The 18,701-nt window shown below is 63.9% G+C and carries 19 protein-coding genes and 2 pseudogenes; 11 read left to right on the top strand and 10 right to left on the bottom strand.

Annotated features, from left to right (window positions below):
* The first annotated feature begins 43 nt into the window (after positions 1-43).
* Positions 44-922: a helix-turn-helix domain-containing protein gene (locus AX769_RS17235; protein ID WP_239452060.1), complete on the top strand. Its 879-nt coding sequence runs from the start codon at positions 44-46 to the stop codon at positions 920-922.
* On the top strand, positions 919-2,136 hold the full coding sequence (locus AX769_RS17230; RefSeq protein ID WP_066281819.1) for an MFS transporter: 1,218 nt from the start codon (positions 919-921) through the stop codon (positions 2,134-2,136). The genes AX769_RS17235 and AX769_RS17230 overlap by 4 nt, the downstream gene beginning before the upstream one ends.
* A 618-nt stretch (positions 2,137-2,754) precedes the next feature.
* Here the strand turns inward: AX769_RS17230 and AX769_RS24225 are convergent.
* Genes AX769_RS24225 through AX769_RS24785 form a run of 3 tightly spaced genes read right to left on the bottom strand, consistent with a single transcriptional unit; the run spans position 2,755 to position 4,165 of the window.
* Entirely contained in the window at positions 2,755-2,997 is a 243-nt protein-coding gene (locus AX769_RS24225) for a hypothetical protein (protein WP_157887700.1), read from the bottom strand.
* A 26-nt stretch (positions 2,998-3,023) separates the two neighbouring features.
* Positions 3,024-3,806, bottom strand: coding sequence for an IS630 family transposase (locus AX769_RS24220; RefSeq protein ID WP_204249216.1), 783 nt, complete (start codon positions 3,804-3,806; stop codon positions 3,024-3,026).
* Entirely contained in the window at positions 3,695-4,165 is a 471-nt protein-coding gene (locus AX769_RS24785; protein ID WP_066274926.1) for a helix-turn-helix domain-containing protein, read from the bottom strand. Before AX769_RS24785 ends, AX769_RS24220 begins: the two co-directional genes overlap by 112 nt.
* Before the next feature lie 239 nt (positions 4,166-4,404).
* Between AX769_RS24785 and AX769_RS17215 the strand changes: the two genes are divergently transcribed.
* Positions 4,405-5,643 carry an MFS transporter gene (locus AX769_RS17215; RefSeq protein WP_066281818.1) on the top strand — a complete coding sequence of 413 codons (1,239 nt, stop codon included), beginning with the start codon at positions 4,405-4,407 and terminating at the stop codon, positions 5,641-5,643.
* A gap of 114 nt (positions 5,644-5,757) precedes the next feature.
* On the opposite strand, the gene AX769_RS17210 is transcribed toward AX769_RS17215, so the two are convergent.
* The 4 genes from AX769_RS17210 to AX769_RS17190 all read right to left on the bottom strand — a co-directional run bounded on the left by AX769_RS17210 (position 5,758) and on the right by AX769_RS17190 (position 8,882).
* Complete coding sequence (locus AX769_RS17210) at positions 5,758-6,207, bottom strand: TetR/AcrR family transcriptional regulator C-terminal domain-containing protein (RefSeq protein WP_162269020.1); 450 nt, start codon at positions 6,205-6,207, stop codon at positions 5,758-5,760.
* A 756-nt stretch (positions 6,208-6,963) separates the two neighbouring features.
* Complete coding sequence (locus tag AX769_RS17200) at positions 6,964-7,629, bottom strand: hypothetical protein (RefSeq protein ID WP_157887699.1); 666 nt, start codon at positions 7,627-7,629, stop codon at positions 6,964-6,966.
* 212 nt (positions 7,630-7,841) lie between these two features.
* Entirely contained in the window at positions 7,842-8,288 is a 447-nt protein-coding gene (locus tag AX769_RS17195; protein WP_066281812.1) for a hypothetical protein, read from the bottom strand.
* A gap of 165 nt (positions 8,289-8,453) precedes the next feature.
* On the bottom strand, positions 8,454-8,882 hold the full coding sequence (locus AX769_RS17190) for a hypothetical protein (protein WP_066281810.1): 429 nt from the start codon (positions 8,880-8,882) through the stop codon (positions 8,454-8,456).
* A gap of 294 nt (positions 8,883-9,176) precedes the next feature.
* Between AX769_RS17190 and AX769_RS24780 the strand changes: the two genes are divergently transcribed.
* The 6 genes and pseudogenes from AX769_RS24780 (at position 9,177) to AX769_RS17155 (ending at position 14,168) form a co-directional block, all read left to right on the top strand.
* Positions 9,177-9,647 carry a helix-turn-helix domain-containing protein gene (locus tag AX769_RS24780; RefSeq protein WP_066274926.1) on the top strand — a complete coding sequence of 157 codons (471 nt, stop codon included), beginning with the start codon at positions 9,177-9,179 and terminating at the stop codon, positions 9,645-9,647.
* The gene (locus tag AX769_RS24215; protein WP_204249216.1) at positions 9,536-10,318 is read left to right on the top strand and encodes an IS630 family transposase; all 783 of its coding nucleotides are present in this window, start codon (positions 9,536-9,538) and stop codon (positions 10,316-10,318) included. Before AX769_RS24780 ends, AX769_RS24215 begins: the two co-directional genes overlap by 112 nt.
* Entirely contained in the window at positions 10,314-10,625 is a 312-nt protein-coding gene (locus tag AX769_RS26090) for a GNAT family N-acetyltransferase (protein WP_082763894.1), read from the top strand. The genes AX769_RS24215 and AX769_RS26090 overlap by 5 nt, the downstream gene beginning before the upstream one ends.
* 96 nt (positions 10,626-10,721) lie before the next feature.
* Entirely contained in the window at positions 10,722-12,107 is a 1,386-nt protein-coding gene (locus AX769_RS17170) for an IS1380 family transposase (protein ID WP_082763893.1), read from the top strand.
* 751 nt (positions 12,108-12,858) lie between these two features.
* Positions 12,859-13,581, top strand: a pseudogene (locus AX769_RS17160) (IS256 family transposase); the annotation flags it as partial.
* 8 nt (positions 13,582-13,589) lie between these two features.
* Positions 13,590-14,168, top strand: a complete 579-nt coding sequence (locus AX769_RS17155; RefSeq protein WP_157887698.1) for an IS30 family transposase — start codon at positions 13,590-13,592, stop codon at positions 14,166-14,168.
* A gap of 59 nt (positions 14,169-14,227) precedes the next feature.
* On the opposite strand, the gene AX769_RS17150 is transcribed toward AX769_RS17155, so the two are convergent.
* Genes AX769_RS17150 through AX769_RS17140 form a run of 3 tightly spaced genes read right to left on the bottom strand, consistent with a single transcriptional unit; the run spans position 14,228 to position 16,493 of the window.
* On the bottom strand, positions 14,228-14,566 hold the full coding sequence (locus tag AX769_RS17150) for a carboxymuconolactone decarboxylase family protein (protein ID WP_066281804.1): 339 nt from the start codon (positions 14,564-14,566) through the stop codon (positions 14,228-14,230).
* A 43-nt stretch (positions 14,567-14,609) separates the two neighbouring features.
* Entirely contained in the window at positions 14,610-15,560 is a 951-nt protein-coding gene (locus tag AX769_RS17145; RefSeq protein ID WP_066281802.1) for an MBL fold metallo-hydrolase, read from the bottom strand.
* A 24-nt stretch (positions 15,561-15,584) separates the two neighbouring features.
* A complete protein-coding gene (locus tag AX769_RS17140) occupies positions 15,585-16,493 on the bottom strand; it encodes a LysR substrate-binding domain-containing protein (RefSeq protein WP_066281801.1) in 909 nt (302 codons plus the stop codon).
* A gap of 559 nt (positions 16,494-17,052) precedes the next feature.
* Between AX769_RS17140 and AX769_RS17135 the strand changes: the two are divergent.
* Both AX769_RS17135 and AX769_RS17130 read left to right on the top strand, forming a co-directional pair.
* Positions 17,053-17,918, top strand: a pseudogene (locus tag AX769_RS17135) (IS256 family transposase); the annotation flags it as partial.
* A gap of 160 nt (positions 17,919-18,078) precedes the next feature.
* Complete coding sequence (locus AX769_RS17130) at positions 18,079-18,699, top strand: NADPH-dependent F420 reductase (RefSeq protein WP_066281800.1); 621 nt, start codon at positions 18,079-18,081, stop codon at positions 18,697-18,699.
* Positions 18,700-18,701: the final 2 nt, after the last annotated feature.

Raw genomic sequence — 18,701 nt, 5'->3', positions numbered from 1 at the left:
TCCCGTCGTCCTATTCACGTCCAACGGCAGGACCGCGTCGGTGATGAAATCACCCGCCTGCATCCTCGCCCAGAACAGCTGGAGCAAATCAGGTCGAACACGAAGTGAATACGTCGCCACAGCACACCATCCATCAGGTGTTGCAACCACCGCAAGAACCCAAGGAACCTTCATCGTTCGCCTCGACCGACGTTCGGCAGGGAACGTCCGCTACGAAAACTTCCGAGGGTGGGCTGGACAGACCGGTGACGAGATCCTTCGTCGTGCCGCAGTCCTTGCATCGAAAGTGATGAAAGACTACTTTCGAAACATGTCTTTCGAGAAGAATGATTCCGCCGCGCCCATCCGTGCAGTTACCGACGCGCGAGCTTTGCGGGCTTTGGCTCATCCGATTCGACTGGCGCTCATCGAGATCCTCTCCATTGACGGGCCGATGACGGCGACCGAGGCGGCCGACAAGGTCGGTGAGTCCCCGAGCACATGTTCGTTCCACCTGCGCCAGCTGGCACAGTTCGGATTCGTCGAGGAAGCGGGCGGAGGGAAGGGGCGCGCTCGGCCTTGGAAGATGACGTCCATCGGCCTGGCCTTCGACCCCGAGGCGGCGGGAAACGAGGCCAAAATCGTGACAGCGACAGTCACTCGTCTTGTCCGGGATCGGCAGCTCGAGCGATACCGGGCGTGGCAGGTGAATCGCGAGAGCTATCCGGTCAAGTGGCGCAAGGCAGCGATCGACAACGAGTTCGCGTTCTGGATGACGGCCGATGAACTGGACGTACTCGGTCAGGAACTCGAGACGCTCTTGACGGATCGATTCCGGGAACGACTCAGTGACCCGAGCAAGCGTCCGGATGGTTCGGTTCCCGTGGAGCTGCTCACCCTCGGGTATCCGATGCGCGGTCTTGAAGGCGGCGACGATAAGTGAGATCGCTCTGGAGTCTGCCGAATGCGCGAAATTTCCTCATCGGTCAAAGCTTTTCTATCCTGGGTGACTCTGCGCTCTGGCTGGCCGCAGGCGTCTGGGTCAAAGTCCTCACAGGGTCCAACGCGGCCGCGGGGCTGACGTTCTTCTTCCTCTCGGTCCCTTCACTCGCATCCCCCCTTGCCGGCATGCTTGTCGACAGGGTCAGGCGGCGGCCACTGCTCATCGTCACGAACGCGGTCACTGGGGTGGCGCTGCTGCCGCTGGTCTTTGTTCATGATGCAGGCGAGGTCTGGGTGATCTGGGTCGTCATGACCCTCTACGGCTGCTCCAATACGGTGCTTGGCTCGGCGCAGTCAGCCCTCTTGACCGTCATCGTGCCCGACGATCTCCTCGCCCACGCCAACGGTGTGCTGCGTACCGTCCGGGAGGGGCTCCGGCTCATCGCGCCTCTCCTGGGTGTGGGACTTTTCACGCTCGTCGGCGGGGGCGTCGTTGCCGTGGTCGACATGGGCACCTTCGCCATCGCCCTCATCTCTCTACTTCTCATCAACACTCACGAGAAAACCCCCGATCCATCGCAACGAGGACACTGGCGAGCCGAGGTCTCCGCCGGATTCCGGTACGTCTGGCACACCGCGATCCTGCGGCAGATTACCGTGTCGACAGGCCTGGTTCTTCTCGTCGTCGGGCTCTTAGAGACCGTCGTGTTCGCCCTCGTCAGTCGAGGGCTCCACGAACCAGCATCCTTCGTGGGCGTAGTCATCACCATCCAAGGCGCCGGCGCCATTCTCGGCGGGCTGACGGCCGCATCTGCCATGAACCGCTGGAACGAGCGCTTCGTCGTGGCCGTGAGCATGCTCGTCCTCGCCATCGGGGTGGGCCTGTGGATCGTGCCCCAGGTCGCCGTCGTGCTGGCCGGCAGCGTCATCGTCGGGGCCGCTCTGCCTTGGCTCGTCGTCGGAACCTCCACCATCGTCCAGCGCCGCACCCCAGAAGCCCTCCAGGGCCGCGTGTTCTCCGCCTTCGATACGGCCACCACGGTGCCGCAGACCATTTCCATCGCCCTAGGTGCCGCACTCGTGAGCGTTATTCCTTACACGACACTGCTCGCGGTCACCGTGGTCGTCACTGGCGTCTCCGGTCTCTGGCTCTTCACCAGACGCGCCGAGGGGGCCGCCGCCTTGAATGCGGCACCGGCCTCGAGAGGAACCTGATCCTGAAGGAAACGGCTCGCGGGAACGCCAACGACGTCCGGAGGGGAACCTCTATCGTTCAGACACAGTCTTCTAGCCCCAGGAGGAATGGCATGACCGATTGGTTGGCGAGCTACACGTTTCCAGATACTTGGAGGGATCTCAGGCACCATGTCTCAAGTCGGGCAGTCGTTGACAGGCTAGAGTCGGAACTTCGGCACGAACTACATGACGAGCACCTCCTTGTCAATAGGACTAGCACCGTCATTTCACTATCTCTCGCCCGAGACGACGTCGTTCTCGCTCTTGATCGGGCGACTGCTGTGATAGTCCACCTCACCTACACGCGCACGCCACCGGAATCTCCGCCTTGGCCGCTAACACAATTAGTTGAGAACGCGGCAGAGCTGGACACGTTGCTTTCGGCGCGAGAATAGCTAGTCGGGACCAACCTCCAGCGTGCATTTTGCTGGAGTCCGCCGAAGGATGAGTAGTCCTTATCGCGTAGATTGGGCTGAGGACCTGCCCTAGTCGGTTATCCGCACCACCGGCACCGGCCTGTTTTGGGAGAGGGAGGTAGCCCGTTCGAGCCGGGCCAGGTCGTGCACAATCTAATGTGCTTCGTGGAGTCCCGATTGGTCAGGCGGTCGGCTTGAATTCATAGAGCCAGATCGTTCGGCCCTCGTGGTCGATCTCGGGCGGCAAATCCGATCTCACGTAGTGCGCATCGTCCTCGTCACCTTCGAAGTCGGGATTCTCGTCCAACGGTTCGAGATCAAGATGGCCCGGCAGGGAAGGGCTTCGGTGAAGCGCTCCATCCCGCGGATCATCTCGAGTCGGAGCCCCCGTAGTCCGAAGCCAGAACTCTTCTGCGTAAGCCATGAACTCAAACTAGTAGAGCGTCGTGTCTAATGTTGTGGGTATAGTCGTCGAAGTTTGGTGCGGGCGTCGGTTGTGGTGAATTGCCAGTCGACTTGTCGCTGGTCGGCGTTGGTGGCGTTTTGCCAGGCGGCGAGTTCGGTGTTGAGCAGGTCGAGGTCGTCGATGCGCCGGGTGAGGCATTGCCGTGTCAGCGCGGAGAGCTCGATCTCGGCGATATTGAGCCAGGAGCCGTGTTTGGGCGTGTAGTGGATCTCCAGGCGGCGGGCGAGCGCGCGGGCCTTGCCGGGTTCGAATGCCTCGTAGAGCGACCCGAGGGTATGGGTGTTGAGGTTGTCCATGACCAGTACGACCCGTTCGGCGTGCGGATAGTCGACGCTCAGGAGCTGGTCGATCTCAGCGGCCCAGTCCACTCGGGTCCGCCTCGGCCTCGCGTCGACACGGCGGCGCCCGGCGAGTGGTTCAACCCAGACGAAGATCGAGCAGGTGCCGTGACGGACATACTCCGAGTCCTCTCGCAGGTCGCGGCCCGGCGCGGCGGGGATCGGGTCGCGGGCGTGGGCGAGCAGCTGGTAGGGCTTCTCATCCATACACACCACCGGTACCGCCGGATCGAACGGGCGATGGTAGACCTCTAGCACGTCCTCCATCCGGGCCACGAACTCGCCGTTGGCGTGCGGGGGGATCGTCCAGCACTTCTTCAGATGAGGACGAAGCCCCCTTTTTTGAGGGTCCGGCCGATCGTGGAATGATCCAGCGGCGGCAGGCCCTCGGTGAGCAGCACGTGTTTCTCCAGCAGCCGCAGCGACCACCGGTCGAAACCTGCCGGGGGCTTCGTGCACGCCAGCGCGATCACCCGCGCCTCAACATCCCCAGTCACCTTCGCGGGCACCGGCGGGCTTGCGCGTTTGCGGCGGCCGATCACCTCCTCGATACGGCCGGCGGACTCCGTGAACCGCTTCGCGACCAGATACACCGTGCCCTCACTGACCCCTGCCCGCTCGGCCACCACCCGACGATCCGGCACCGGGCCGGGTGCCTCGTCCAAAGCCAGCAGAATCCGTGCCCGGGCGATCATCCGTGCCGGATGCGTTCCCCGCGACACCACCCTCGTCAGCTTCACACGATCAGCGGCCATCAACACGACGACATGACCCTTCGGTCTCGGCATGGCAACGACTCCTCCCGATCAAGTATTAATCGGAAACAGCCAACCCCTTCAATACCCAAACAGTTAGAAGCGACACGCTACTAGACGTTGTCTCAAACGGCGATGCTGGCGAATCAGGACTCACTCGCTCACGGAAGCCGGACCTCTCGCGTGCGGCACCGCAGGCGCCCACATGGGAACCTCAATCGCTCCTTCGCGGTCCTAGCCATGGCTTAGTTGAGTTAACTACGCTCAAGTTCATGGTTGCGAAGCACTCTGGAGTCACTCGGCTGCCGCGCTCGTTCACGAGCTGGGCGATCACAGCCTCGCTATCGGACGTCGGCGACAACGCCATGTACTTCGCGCTTGTCTGGGCGGCGACCGCTCACGGAGGCGCATCGGCCGGTCTCGTCGTCAGCGCCATCACGATTCCCCGAACGGTGCTGCTGCTTCTGGGTGGCGTGATGGCTGATCGCACAGGGCCGCGCGCTGTCATGCTCGCCTGCGATGCGGCCTTGTTCACCGCCACGGCCGCTCTGGCTATTGCATCCTGGAGGCTCGGATCGCCGTTGTGGCTGTTGCTCACGGGCGCTTTTGCCGTTGGCGTGGTGACCGCGTTCTATCTGCCCGCTTCGTCATCGATGCCCCGGCGACTGGTGTCGGATTCGCTCGTGCCACGCGCAGTAGCGGTGCGACAGTCTGGTCTACAGCTGGCCGAGCTGTCCGGTGGTCCTCTCGGCGGGGTACTGGCCGCGGGGCTCGGCTTCGCTGCGGCCGCAGGCATCAACGCGTTCAGCTTCGTGCCGGTGCTGGTCGTCATGGTGAAGTCCCGCACGATTCGAGCTGCACCGGCAGCCGAAGGTCCACGACGATCCGTTCCGCGCGAGGTGGCGAGCGGGTTGGCTTTGGCCGTCTCTCAACCCCTCATTCGAGTCGGGCTCCTCTTGTCGGCCGCAGCCGTCATCGTCGTGACGCCCACGGGGTCGGTCCTGATCCCCCTCCTCGTCCGCCAGCAGCACTGGGCCGCTGCCGCTGCCGGGCTGACACTCGGCGCGGAAAGCGTCGGTGGCGTCGTCGTGGCACTCGCTGTCGCTCGGGTCGGAACGTTCAGCCGCCCAGGAGGCGCCGCCGCCGCGGGCCTGGCCGTCGCCGCGGTCGGAGTCGCCCTCCTAGCCGTCTCGCCCTCGCCCGCCGGTGTCGGAGCCGCCCTCGTTCTCGGGGCCGGAGTGGCTCTGTTCACCAGTCACGCGTTCCCTCTGATCCTGACGGGCACACGACCCGATCACCTCTCGCGGGTCCAGTCGCTGCTCAGCATCGTTCAGGCTGTCGTCCTCATTCCTGCTGCACCTCTGATCGGGCTCTCCGCCAACGACGCCGGCGTCGCTTCGACGCTCGTCATCTGCGCCGGAGTTCTGGCCGCCGCCGCCGGCGTTGCCCTGCTCGTCTCGTCCTGGCGTGACAGCCGAGCCGCGTCGGCAAGTGACTCGACCGCCGATTGAAGCTTGCTTTGGATTCGCTCGAGCTGGGGCTCCCGGTCGATCTGCACCCAGACGACAATGAACCCGACACCAACCTCCTCGCCCGATTACTCCATCCAGCGTGAGAGTCAGACGTCAAAGAGGATTTCGGCCGAGACCGCGGACCATTTGAATGAGGTCGTCGACGTTCTGATCGGGTTCACCCGCCCACCGTGGGTCGGACGGGTTCATGGCACCCGATTGCACGCCCTGGCCGTCCCAGAATCCGCCGTTCGACACGGTCACGGCGAACCCCAGCAGGCCTGTGCTGAGCATCCGCTCGACCCGCGGGATCGCGAATTCGTCCACACTGGCATCGCGGAGGACGCCGTACATCTCGTCCATGACCGTGATCGCCTCCGGCGCGACGTACGAACGTTCGAGAACGAGCCGAAAGACACCAGGGCGTACGACCGCGACTTCCAAGAGTGCGCGTGCGATCGAGTGCAGTCGTGTCTCCCAGTCGAGGCTGCGGTCGGGAAGACGGCGGGGATCGTGATCATCGGGCTCGCTGCCGCGGTGACACTGCGGTGCCACTCCCGCCATCTCGAGGCTAGGAATAGGTTCACGAGGTGAGGTCACGCTCTAGCCAGCCCATGCGACTTCGGCGCAGTCGTCGTAACAACTCGATGGCCGGTGCGGGGCAAGCCTTACCCTGACGTCATGCGGCGCACGCCGGGGAACCTTTTCGTGCATTAGCTACTCTGGCCTTATGGCTTTGTTCTGTGGCGGGTCCCTGAAGTTGTTCCAGAGCCGGCTCGCCACGGATGGCTTAGGAAGGTCTCGCCCTCACGGTGGTTCACGTGAGTGATCTGCCGACTGTGTCGGAGGTCCGGTTGGTCCTGTCGCACATGTTGTCTCGGGCGCACTTTGCAGGTGCGGGGGAGTTTCTGGCACAGGTTGAGTTGGTTGAGGGGGTGTCCGGGCAAATCGACTATGTCGATTTGTCTCTCAGTTCGTCTGTTGCCGCTGCACCGGCGCCGTCGAACCCGCTACCGGTTTGTGGGTACGTGAATGACTTAGCGGGAGAACCGCTAGGCGAGCTCCTAATCTGGGTCACGGACGGAAAGCTTGACTGCCTCGAATATGCCGAGTACCTCCACGAATACAAGTCCTGGCCACGCTTGGACCAGGTCGTCGCCGTAAGGACGTCTTAGCGAGCTTGGTTAGCCCGCGTCGATTTCAGGGGACGTCTCCCGGCTGCGACACTTCGTCGCCCGCAGTCGCTGCCGGATGTGGACCTTCACCGTTCATTCTGGCTTGGGACGATCTGTTCCGGCTCACGGCATCGGCACGGTGCTTTCAGCTGCTGCGTAAGTCGGCAAAACTGCCTGACCAGGATGGCATCGGAGCCCCACCACCGAAGTAAAACACGTGAGCTTGGCGGCCCAGCTCTTCTTGAATGGTGCCCGCCAAGCGAGCTCCCAATGCCCGGACGCGCCCGCCGGCTGGAACCCCCATGGCTCCGGGGTGGTCAATGACTCGACCAATGGAGTTGCTCCATGCGGTCGCCGCCAGTGACACGGACGGGGACAGCGGGAGGTCCTCGAACCGCAGGAGCGAACTGCCAATGGTGTAGTCGGCCCGTTTTTCCCACTGGATGACGTCGCCGACTGCGCCGAGCCCGCTTGGTGCCACAAGCACGATCGAGTCACCTGGATCTTCGAGGTATTGCGCTTCGAGAGTGCCGAGGCCGCCACCTCCCGCGCACCAGACGACGCTTTCGTCGCCGATTTCCAGTTGTAGCTCGGCCGCGAGTTCGAATGACCGGGTGACGAGGTGGAGCGGCCAATCTGGGCCGCGAAATCCGTGCTCGTCTTCCGAATCCACACATTCGACGTTCCATCTGTCGAGGCGAATGCGAAGGTCGCTGGAAAGCTCAATATTCGTTGTCTCGACGTGACCGTGCATCCTCCCGGACTCATAGGCCCATAGAGGCAAGTCTCCCTGAGCGACGACCTCGGACATGAGAAGGATTTGAGCGGGAACCGAGATCACGCGCTCACATTACCGAGACTCAATCGACCGAGACAGCGACCCTCCTCGTACGTGCCGGCGACGTTCGCAGGGGCAACCCTCACCGTTTGCTTCCGCCGACGTCCGAGGAGGAACCATGAGCGGGAGCGGCGAGGAGGGCACGGGCGAGGTCGCCGATGCGTCTGCCGCGGTGATCGTCGTCCCTAGCCACGGAAACGACCAAACCACCGGCGCTTCTTAGGTTCAGACGTCACCGGATACCACTCTGCGAGGGAAGCAGACTCCCGCAAATTCGCCTGCAAAACTTCGTCCTCTCGTTCCTGCGCCACAAAGCCCAGGAAGGCCTCGCGGGCAGCCTTGTTCGACGCTGGTGATTGCGACCGAATCGACCTGTCCGCGCGTCCATCGACTTGGAAGTCGACCTCGAACTCCCCACCCAGCTCGTCGGCCACGCGACAAGCCAACCCAAAACCCTCCAAATCAGAATCGGGATCGCTGAGTTGCTTCCCTTTCCACTCTTCAAGGTCGCGAACCAGCTCAGGGGAAAGGGCCGACTCCCCGTAGTCGACCATTCCCGGAAACCAGATGACAGACTCCGCATAGTCCGCGAAGAGACGGACTGTTCCAAGGGGCGGCTCGACGGCGTCCATGGAGAGATGCTAGCTGCCGCCGCCCAGCAGGCGTCGAGGTCGAGAAGCTGCCGAGCCTGGTTGCGGTACTCGTGATGACTCGTGAGGCAAATGCAGATCATCGTCAACTAGACATCGAATGGCATACGGTCGGCATCGAGCCCGAGGCGGCACTTGCCGTCGCCCTCAGTGTGTGAGGCCGATGGTCCAGTCGCCATTGCGGTCCTCCTCATTGCCGGCTGCCCGCTCAGCGAACACAGCCTCAGCCGCCGCGTTGATCGCCGGTCCCGCAGCACGGAAGCGCCGCGGCGACCGAAGGCGCTCGTCGGGGTCGAACTCGACGACGAACCTCGAACCGATCTCGTTCGCGAGGCGCGTCGCCAAACGAATACCCTCGTTCCGGAAGTACGGCATGGACTCGGCATCAACGACGTACAGGTTGGTCTTCGTATGTGAGAGGAAGAACCGCACCCACTCCAGCAACTCTTTGATGAAGGCATCGCTCAGCTTCGAGTCTTCGAGGTCAACGGGACCGGAGAACCAGATCACGTCGCTTTCGTCCTCTGGCGCCAACGAGACCAGGTCTGCCTCGTGAATCTCCTCCTGGCGTCCCATGGCGACAGGTTAGTGCCGACTCAATCCTCGGACTTCGGCCGAGCATGGCCGCCCGCAAGCCGGACCCGCAGCGTGCGCTTGGGATGTCGTCCGGGGAACCCTTTGCGTCACACTTGCCACATGGCATTCGATGAAGTTGTCTATGAGTGGCGCGGCTCGGTAGCCGACCAGGAATTATCGGCTCTTCACGCGGCGGCGTTTGACCACAAACTAGTAGCGTGTCGCTTCTAACTGTTTGGGTATTGAAGGGGTTGGCTGTTTCCGATTAATACTTGATCGGGAGGAGTCGTTGCCATGCCGAGACCGAAGGGTCATGTCGTCGTGTTGATGGCCGCTGATCGTGTGAAGCTGACGAGGGTGGTGTCGCGGGGAACGCATCCGGCACGGATGATCGCCCGGGCACGGATTCTGCTGGCTTTGGACGAGGCACCCGGCCCGGTGCCGGATCGTCGGGTGGTGGCCGAGCGGGCAGGGGTCAGTGAGGGCACGGTGTATCTGGTCGCGAAGCGGTTCACGGAGTCCGCCGGCCGTATCGAGGAGGTGATCGGCCGCCGCAAACGCGCAAGCCCGCCGGTGCCCGCGAAGGTGACTGGGGATGTTGAGGCGCGGGTGATCGCGCTGGCGTGCACGAAGCCCCCGGCAGGTTTCGACCGGTGGTCGCTGCGGCTGCTGGAGAAACACGTGCTGCTCACCGAGGGCCTGCCGCCGCTGGATCATTCCACGATCGGCCGGACCCTCAAAAAAGGGGGCTTCGTCCTCATCTGAAGAAGTGCTGGACGATCCCCCCGCACGCCAACGGCGAGTTCGTGGCCCGGATGGAGGACGTGCTAGAGGTCTACCATCGCCCGTTCGATCCGGCGGTACCGGTGGTGTGTATGGATGAGAAGCCCTACCAGCTGCTCGCCCACGCCCGCGACCCGATCCCCGCCGCGCCGGGCCGCGACCTGCGAGAGGACTCGGAGTATGTCCGTCACGGCACCTGCTCGATCTTCGTCTGGGTTGAACCACTCGCCGGGCGCCGCCGTGTCGACGCGAGGCCGAGGCGGACCCGAGTGGACTGGGCCGCTGAGATCGACCAGCTCCTGAGCGTCGACTATCCGCACGCCGAACGGGTCGTACTGGTCATGGACAACCTCAACACCCATACCCTCGGGTCGCTCTACGAGGCATTCGAACCCGGCAAGGCCCGCGCGCTCGCCCGCCGCCTGGAGATCCACTACACGCCCAAACACGGCTCCTGGCTCAATATCGCCGAGATCGAGCTCTCCGCGCTGACACGGCAATGCCTCACCCGGCGCATCGACGACCTCGACCTGCTCAACACCGAACTCGCCGCCTGGCAAAACGCCACCAACGCCGACCAGCGACAAGTCGACTGGCAATTCACCACAACCGACGCCCGCACCAAACTTCGACGACTATACCCACAACATTAGACACGACGCTCTACTAGTCGTTGAGCCCTGGGGTCACCGCCTCGAGAACCATTCGCTGGGTTGGGTAACCGCTCGTCAGAACGACACTCTTATCGGCTTTGTCAATGTGGTCGGAGACGGAGGCCGACATGCTTTCCTGCTCGATACCTCGGTCGCTCCGGAGCAGCAAGGTAGTGGCATTGGTGGCGCTCTCGTGCGCAAGACGATCACGGCGTGCCAACTGGCCGGCGCGGAGTGGCTGCACGTGGACTTCGAATCAGACCTGGAAGCGTTCTACCTAAGCCTGAATCCACCGATGGACGTTTAGTTGGGGTCGGCGCGTTAAACGGAGAATGCCTTTCTGATCAGGGAAAATAGAGCTTGTTCAGAGTCCTATTCGCCCGATAAGGAAGGCATCTCGCAGGTGCAAGTTTCTCACGCCGCCAGGACTGCTGCTGCGTCATTTGATGACCCGAATCTCGTGTCGACCGCCGGGCTGCTCCCGGTCATGCGCTTGGCCGAGACCGCCGGTCTTCGCAGCCTGGCCGATCAGTGGTTGACGGTTCCGTCGGACAAGGGTGCCAACGCCGGGTTGAAAGTCTCCTCCCTGGTGGCGGGGATGGTTGCCGGTGCGGACTCGATCGATGACATGGCGCTGCTGCGTCACGGTGGCACGGGCAAGCTCTTCACCGCCTGTTATGCGCCGTCGACGTTGGGATCGTTCCTGCGGGAGTTCACGTTCGGGCATGTCCGCCAACTCGACGCCGTCGCCTCCCGGCTCCTCGTGGGCCTCGCCCGGGAAACACCCCTTGTCCCGAAACCCTCCGGCGCAGGCATGGTCTTCGTGGATGTGGACGACACGATCATCGAGGTGCACGGGCATCAGAAGCAGGGCGCCGGGTTCGGATACTCCAAGGTCCGCGGCCTCAACGCACTCCTGGCGACCGTGTCCACCGACACCAGCGCCCCGGTGATCATCACCCAACGGTTGCGGAAGGGCGCGTCCGGATCGCCGCGCGGTGCTGCCCGGATCGTCGCCGACGCCCTGAAAACCGTCACAAGACTCCCCGGGACATCGACGGCCCCGGTGCTGCTGCGGGCGGACTCCGCCTATTACGGCTTCGCGACCATCAACGCGGCCCGGAAAGCGGGAGCGGCGGTGTCGGTCACGGCCCGGCAAGATCCGGCCGTGAAACGCGCGATCGCCACCATCCCGGAGAACGCGTGGACCCCGATCGACTACCCCAACGCGATCATCGATGAGGACACCGGCGCGTTGATCTCCCACGCGGAAGTCGCCGAGGTCCCCTTCACCGCATTCACCTCGAGGGCGAAGAAAGACCACACCCCAGGTCGGCTCGTGGTGCGGCGCATCCCGGAGCTGAACAAGAACAACCTTCAGCATCCGACGCTTTTTGACACGCACCGGTTCCACGCGTTCTTCACCACCAGCGCCCTGGACACGGTGACCGCGGACCAGGTGCACCGCCGGCACGCGATCATCGAGCAGGTCAACGCCGATTTGAAGCATTCCGCCCTGGCGCACCTGCCGTCGGGGATCTTCACCGCGAACGCGGCCTGGCTGGTCCTCGCCGTCATCGCCTTCAACCTCACCCGCGCCGCCGCCACCATCACCGGGCAGGCCCTGGCGAAAGCGACCACCGCCACGATCCGCCGGAAACTGATCACCGTCCCGGGCAGGGTCGCGTCCTCCGGACGCCGCATCCGCCTGCACCTGCCCCATGCCTGGCCCTGGGAGGCCGCCTGGACCGCGCTGTTCGCTCACACGACAGGGCCACCCCGACGCTGATCAACCCCTCCGACCAGCCATCACGGCGCGACTAGGAACCAACAGTGGAACGATCAGGGCAGCAAGGCCCCAGGCTTCACCGCGCCCACCCGCACCCCGACGCTCACCCACCCCGCGACCCCACCCACCCCAGAAACATCGGTGGATTCAGGCTAAGGCAAGACAGCTTTCGCTCGACGGCCGCCGGAATCCTGCACCTGCCTGGCGTCCACTAGCGGGACCTCTCGCGTGCGGCTTCGCAGGCGCCCACATGGGAACCTCTAGCGGACGCTGGCGCTCCTCGACGCTCGAATTCCCACAATGACCCCGCCGACAAGAAGAACAACGCCGAGCGCAGCCACCACGAACTCCAGCCCGGAACCGGGCATCGTCTGCGAAACGGTCGCGTGTTCGTCGGCCCAGGACCCAAGTAGAGCGCCCTGAATATAGGTCAAGACGATCAAGATGAGTCCAACCCCGGCTGTGGTCCAGGCCCACACCTTCATGACATCTCCAGTCGCTCAATGCGTGCCCAGTGGCGGCGAAGCACGTTTGAAGGTTAGAGGCCTGGCAGGCCGCGGTCTTCATCCCGAAGTCGCAATTGCCCAACCACTTACGGGACATGCCGCCTCGCCGCATCAATGGACCCCGGTGACGTCCCCGGGAATGGTGTAAATCTTCGGGCTCTGAGCGTTGCTTCGGCGACGTGAAGAGCCGCCGTGTGATGGTCAATGAGAACCGACTAAAACTCTCACACGAAGGACACCACACGATGGCTCTGGACCAGTCTGCCCTGCTCGACCAGCTCGGCCAATTGAAACTCACCGACGTCACCGACCGAATACGCACCGCGACCGAAACGCTCTACCAAGAGCTGATCGACGCGGAAGCTTCCGCGTTCATCGGCGCGGAACCCTACGAACGCAACTCGGAGCGGACCGCTCTGCGGAACGGCTCGCGACCGAGAACACTCACGACGACGGTCGGGGACCTCTCGTTGAAGATCCCAAAGCTGCGGCAAGGGTCGTTCTTTTCAGCACAGCTGGAACGGCGGCGGCGCATCGATCAAGCTTTGTTCGCCGTCGTCATGGAGGCCGACCTGCATGGCGTCTCGACGAGGAAAATCGACGACCTCGTCAAGGCGCTCGGCGCCGACACCGGGATCTCGAAGTCCGAAGTGTCCCGGATCTGCGCCGACCTCGACCAGGAAGTCGGCGCGTTCCGCGACCGCGATCTCAGCTCGGTCGAGTTCCCGTATGTGTTCCTCGACGCGACTTACTGCAAAGTTCGGGTCGATCACCGGGTCGTGTCCCAAGCCGTCGTCGTCGCCGTCGGAGTCGCCAGTGACGGCCACCGGGAAGTCCTCGGGTTCGACGTCGGTGACCGTGAGAACGAGACTTTCTGGACCACGTTCCTCCGCAGCCTGAAAAGCCGCGGTCTTGCCGGGGTGAAGCTGGTCATCACCGATGCTCACACCTGGTTGAAGAAAGCCATCGGCACCGTTTGCGCACCGGCCGCGGGCTCCGCCACCCCTCGAGGAAGACAGGGCAGCGGAAGAACCGGATCCCGGACATGATCAACATCTCCCAGCGGCCCGCGGACGCCGACGACCGCGCCATCCCCGGCCACTGGGAAGGGGACCTGATCATCGGCAAGGGAAACCAGACCGCGATCGGCACCCTCGTGGAACGGTCGACGAACTACACCATGCTCGTCCATCTGCCCGACGGCTACACGGCTGAGAAGATGCGGGACGCGCTGACGGCGAAGATCAAGACGCTGCCTGCTGCTCTCCGCGGAACGCTGACCTGGGACCAGGGGGTCGAGATGAGGGAATGGAAACAGACCGCCATCGACGCCGACATCAAGATCTTCTTCTGCGACCCCCACTCGCCCTGGCAGCGTGGCATCAACGAGAACACCAACGGCCTTCTCCGGCAGTACTTCCCTAAAGGCAGCGACTTCTCGATCCACTCCGAGCAAGACCTCGACCGGGTCGCCGCCGAACTCAACGACCGACCCCGCAAACGATTAGCCTTCGAGAAACCGATCGAAGCGATCGAGAAGCTCCTGTTGCAATAACCGCCAGAATCCGCCATTCCTTCCGCGGTCACGGCTCTTGTTTCGCCTCGGGTTGCTACCTAGCGGAAATGGGATTGGACGGCTTCGGCTGCGCGCGATGCGAGGGGGTAGCCGGCGTAGCCGGCGAGGACCGTCATGAGCACTTCGAGGGCTTCTTGGTCGATGCCCGCGCGGACGGCCCTCGCGAGGTGCGTCTCGAGTCGATCTCCGTCGACGACGCCCTGCGCCACGAGGGCGGAGATGATGGCGATGCTGCGGTCACGGCCAGACAGTGCCGGGTGCGACCACATGGCTCCGCCGGCGGATTCCATGGCCTCCGTCGCGAACACGGCGCCGACTCGTCGGGCGAACTCAGCGGGAACGTCCGGTTCGGTCAGGCCAAACGTCTCGGCGTACACGCGAGCTCCTCGGCCGAGTCGTGAATCGTGACCGAAGCCCCTGTCAGACACGGGAGGTACCGCGCGCTTCGACGACGAGCGCGGCGACCGCCGTGGGTATCCACTCACGCCCGGCCCATGCCGGGTGGTGCGAGACCATCGCCCCGACGACCGCCGAGGTCACCGTTGCGTCGGAGAGCCCCGCATCCAGGGAGGTGAGAGTCTCCGAGCGGAGTTCGGCCAAAGCGCCGCGAACCTGGGCGAGGAGCTCGACACCCCGGATGTCACCATGTCCGGGAACGACGATCTTCGGGTCGAGGCTGATGAGGGAGTCCATGACGGCGATCCACTTGGAGCCGTTCACGTCGACGTCGTAGGGCGGGAACCAGGGGAAGATTGGGAACTGGTCGGACTCGACCAGGTCACCTGTGAAGAGCACACCGACGTCGGGGACGATCACGACCTGGTCGCCGAGGGTGTGGCCTTGACCGGTGGGCCGGAGTTGGACGATGCGGCCGCCGAGATCGAGGTCATGGACGCCGTCGAAGACGATGTCGGGGGTAGCGGGCACCACTCCCGCGAGCCGTGTGGCGATGACGGGTGACAGCCCGGCGAACATCTGCAGGTAGCCGGCGCTCTTTTTTTCGAGATCGATCGCCTGGGCTCGGTTGACGAGGTAGGTGGCGTGCCCGGTGAAGACCTGGGCGCCGAAGGCGTGCTCGGGATGGAAATGCGTCGTCGTCAGGTAGAGGCGCCGGCCGGCCGCGAACGACATTGCGAAGGCGAGGACGGCGGTCGCGTTCTCGATACCCATTCCCGTGTCGACGACGAGGACGGCGTCGGATCCGCCGATGACCCCGATGTTCGGCACGAGATCCACGCCCCGGTTCTCGATCACCACCAGGTCGGAGGCGATCTCTCGGGCATTCTCGACCCGCACTTCCGGGTCGATGATCGGCGGGGCATCAGCAGAGAAATCGGCGCCGGTGGACGGAGCAGGGGTGGAATCCGACATGGTGTTCCTTTCGTCGGATCCAGTTCAGTCGAGCTGCGCTGTTCCGTCCAACACCGTTTGCGCATCGGCGATACCCGATCGGTATGTCTCGGCCGCCACTGCCGCAAAAGACCGGACGAGCGGATTGCGGTTACCTCGACGCCAGGCCACCACGAAGTCGCTTCGAGTCGCACCCTTGAGGGGGGCCGTTGCCATCCCATCGGGGAGTGCGTGAGGCATCGGCATCAGCCCGATGCTGCCATTCCAGAGGACGGATTGGAGGCACTCGCTCGCCGTTCGGACGACGGGCCCTCGGCCTGCTGCTCCCGCGGCGACGGCGGGTGCTGTCCAGAAGTCACGCCACACCGGGTCGGTGCCGTCGGGGAACCGGAACCACGTCCGACCGGCGAGTTCGCCGGCGCCCACCTCGGCCCGGCCGGCCAGGTCGTCGTCGGATCGGACGACGACGAAAACCGGGTCGGAACGCAGGATGCGCGTGGTGATTCCTGCCGTCTGGAACGGAGTCCGCGTGAGGGCGACGTCCACGACGCCTGCACGCAGGCCCGCTGTCGGGTCCGTGAGATCCTTCTCGCGAATTCGGATGCTCACGTGCGGATGCCTCGAACGAAAGGCATCCGCAAGGGCAGTGTGCTCGGCACTGTCGGCCAGTGACCCGATCGTCAACGAGGCCGGCCCGGTCGCGTCCACGACGCGCTGTCTCACAGCATCCGCCTGCGCAAGGAGTGCCCTCGCCTCATCACGCAGAACATTGCCGGCCGTGGTCAGGGCTACACCGGCGGACGACCGTGAGAACAGTTCGGTGCCGAGGTCCGTTTCCAACTGCTGGATCGCCCGACTCAGCGGCGGCTGCGTCATGTGCGGCCTTGCGGCCGCCCGCCCGAAATTCAGCTCGTCGGCTAGGACGACGAAGTACCGGAGCGTACGAAGTTCCACGGGCGCAGGCTACCCCTCACACCATCTCGCCTGTGAGCGGCAGCAAGCCCAGCTCCCGCAGCCTTTATCGAACAGCCGGATTGCAGGCCCACAGTCGGGGTTCCCCTCCGAACCAATGCGAGGGCGCACGATGAGGGTCCGGCTTACGGACGGTGAGTTGACTTCCTGTCGGACGCGAAGAATGACGGCAGGCCTACTCTCGACCGGGTGTCGACGTGGCGACAATCGGTCGCACCGGAGCGTGCCGGGAAGGAAGCCAGGCTATGGGAGCGAGTGTCTTTGGCTCGTATTGGTGGGTGGCGCTGGTCGTCATCGCGGCCATCGTTGGATTCGCGATCTACAACTCGATTAGGCACAGGGGCCGATGAAGCCCGTGGGCTCCGGGCCGGACAATATGAAGGGCCTTCTGTGAGGGCTGAGTCGAAGGTCGTCCTGGCTCCCCCTCGATTCGCTTTCTCAATTTCGGCGCAGTGATCTTGATCGTTCTCGTCACGGCACTTCTTGCGGTCTATCCACCGTTTCGGCTCGTGCAGACAATTTTGTCCGGTGCCGTAGCTGTCGTGGCACCGACAAGGTGTCCGAAGAGATGGCGACCTGGTCCAACCGGCCCTTGACGGCGTGTCGGCGGCGATCTTCATCGTCCCTGGCCGGGAACACCGGCCATGGGCCCAGCGATCGTGGTGAAGATCCGCGATGGGCAGGTCGCCACTCCCCGGGCGGGAAGACCGCCCGTGGGCCCAGGCCCGTCTATGCCGCGATCGGCGTCTCCCTAGAGGGGAGAAGGACGTCCTGGGCTTGTGGGCCGGGACCGGGGGTGAGGGGGCGAAGTTCTGGATGAGTGTCCTGACGGACATCAAGAACCGTGGCGTCCAGGACACGTTCTTCCTCGTCTGCGACGAGCTGAAAGGGCTGCCGGAGGCGGTGTCGAATGTGTGGCCCCTCGCCACGGTTCACACGTGCATCATTCATCTGATCCGGAACACGTTCCGGCTGACGTCGAAGAAGGACTGGGACGCGCTCAAGAAAGACGTCCGCCCGATCTATACGGCCCCGAATGCTGCCGCGGCCAGGGTGGCGTTGGAGGACTTGACGGAAAAATGGGGCCGGCAGTATGGGGCCATCATCCGGTTGTGGGAGAACGCGTGGGAAGAGTTCGCACCGTTCCTTTCCTATGACATCGAGATTCGCACCGTGATCTGTTCCACGAACGCGATCGAGTCCCTGAACGCCCGCTATCGGCGGGCCGTCAGGGCCAGGGGCCATTTCCCGACCGAGCAAGCCGCGCTCAAGTGTCTGTACTTGGTGACGCGGTCGCTTGACCCGACAGGGGCCGGCAGGACACGCTGGACCGTGAGGTGGAAGCCAGGGTTGAACGCGTTCGCGATCACCTTCGCCGACCGCCGGCCGGCAGCCGAAACCTACTAACCAAAAATGCTGGAAACACTGAAGACGTTACAGACCCGGACGAACCGGTTTGCGTCGTCGCTCGCTAGTGACTCAGCGGCTTGCTTAACGGAGCAGTGCTACGGATAATGGGAGCACCGCTCCGTCTGGGGTGGCTCTCCCTTCAGAAAGTGGACACCCCATGAGTAGCATCAGTTTCATCGGCCTCGGCGGCATGACTCGTGCGATCGCCACCCGGGCCCTAGCGGCCGGCCACCCGGTCGAGCTCGTCGGCCGCGACGCGGCGAAAGCGACAGACCTGGCCGTCACACTAGGCGACGGCGCAACCACCGCACCGTTCGGCGCCGCGCCTGCCGGCGACATTGTTATCCTGGCGGTCCCATTCACCGGAGCTATCGACGTAGTGACGCAGTACGGTGACGCCCTGGCCGACAAGATCGTCATCGACATCTCGAACACGTTCAACGAGGACGCTTCCGGAGTCGTCACCCCGGACGGCACATCCGGGGCTCAGCTCATCGCCCACGCCGCACCGTCAAGCACCCGCATTATCAAAGCGTTCAACACCGTCTTCGGCCACGTCCTCACTTCCGACCGCACGCTGGACGTCCTCTTCGCCGGCGACGATGCGGATGCCAAGGCGACTGTCTCCGCCTTCATCGAAAGCCTTGGCCTTCGCCCGTTCGATGTCGGCGGCCTGGCCATGGCCCGTTGGCTGGAGGCCGCCGGCCCGCTGCTGATGGGTCTGGCACAGAACGGCGCCGGCTTCGACATCGCCCTCCGCGTCGAGCAGGTGGCTTGACC

Source organism: Frondihabitans sp. PAMC 28766 (assembly GCF_001577365.1).
Classification (GTDB): Bacteria; Actinomycetota; Actinomycetes; order Actinomycetales; family Microbacteriaceae; genus Frondihabitans.
This window is presented reverse-complemented; position numbering and strand designations above follow the sequence as displayed.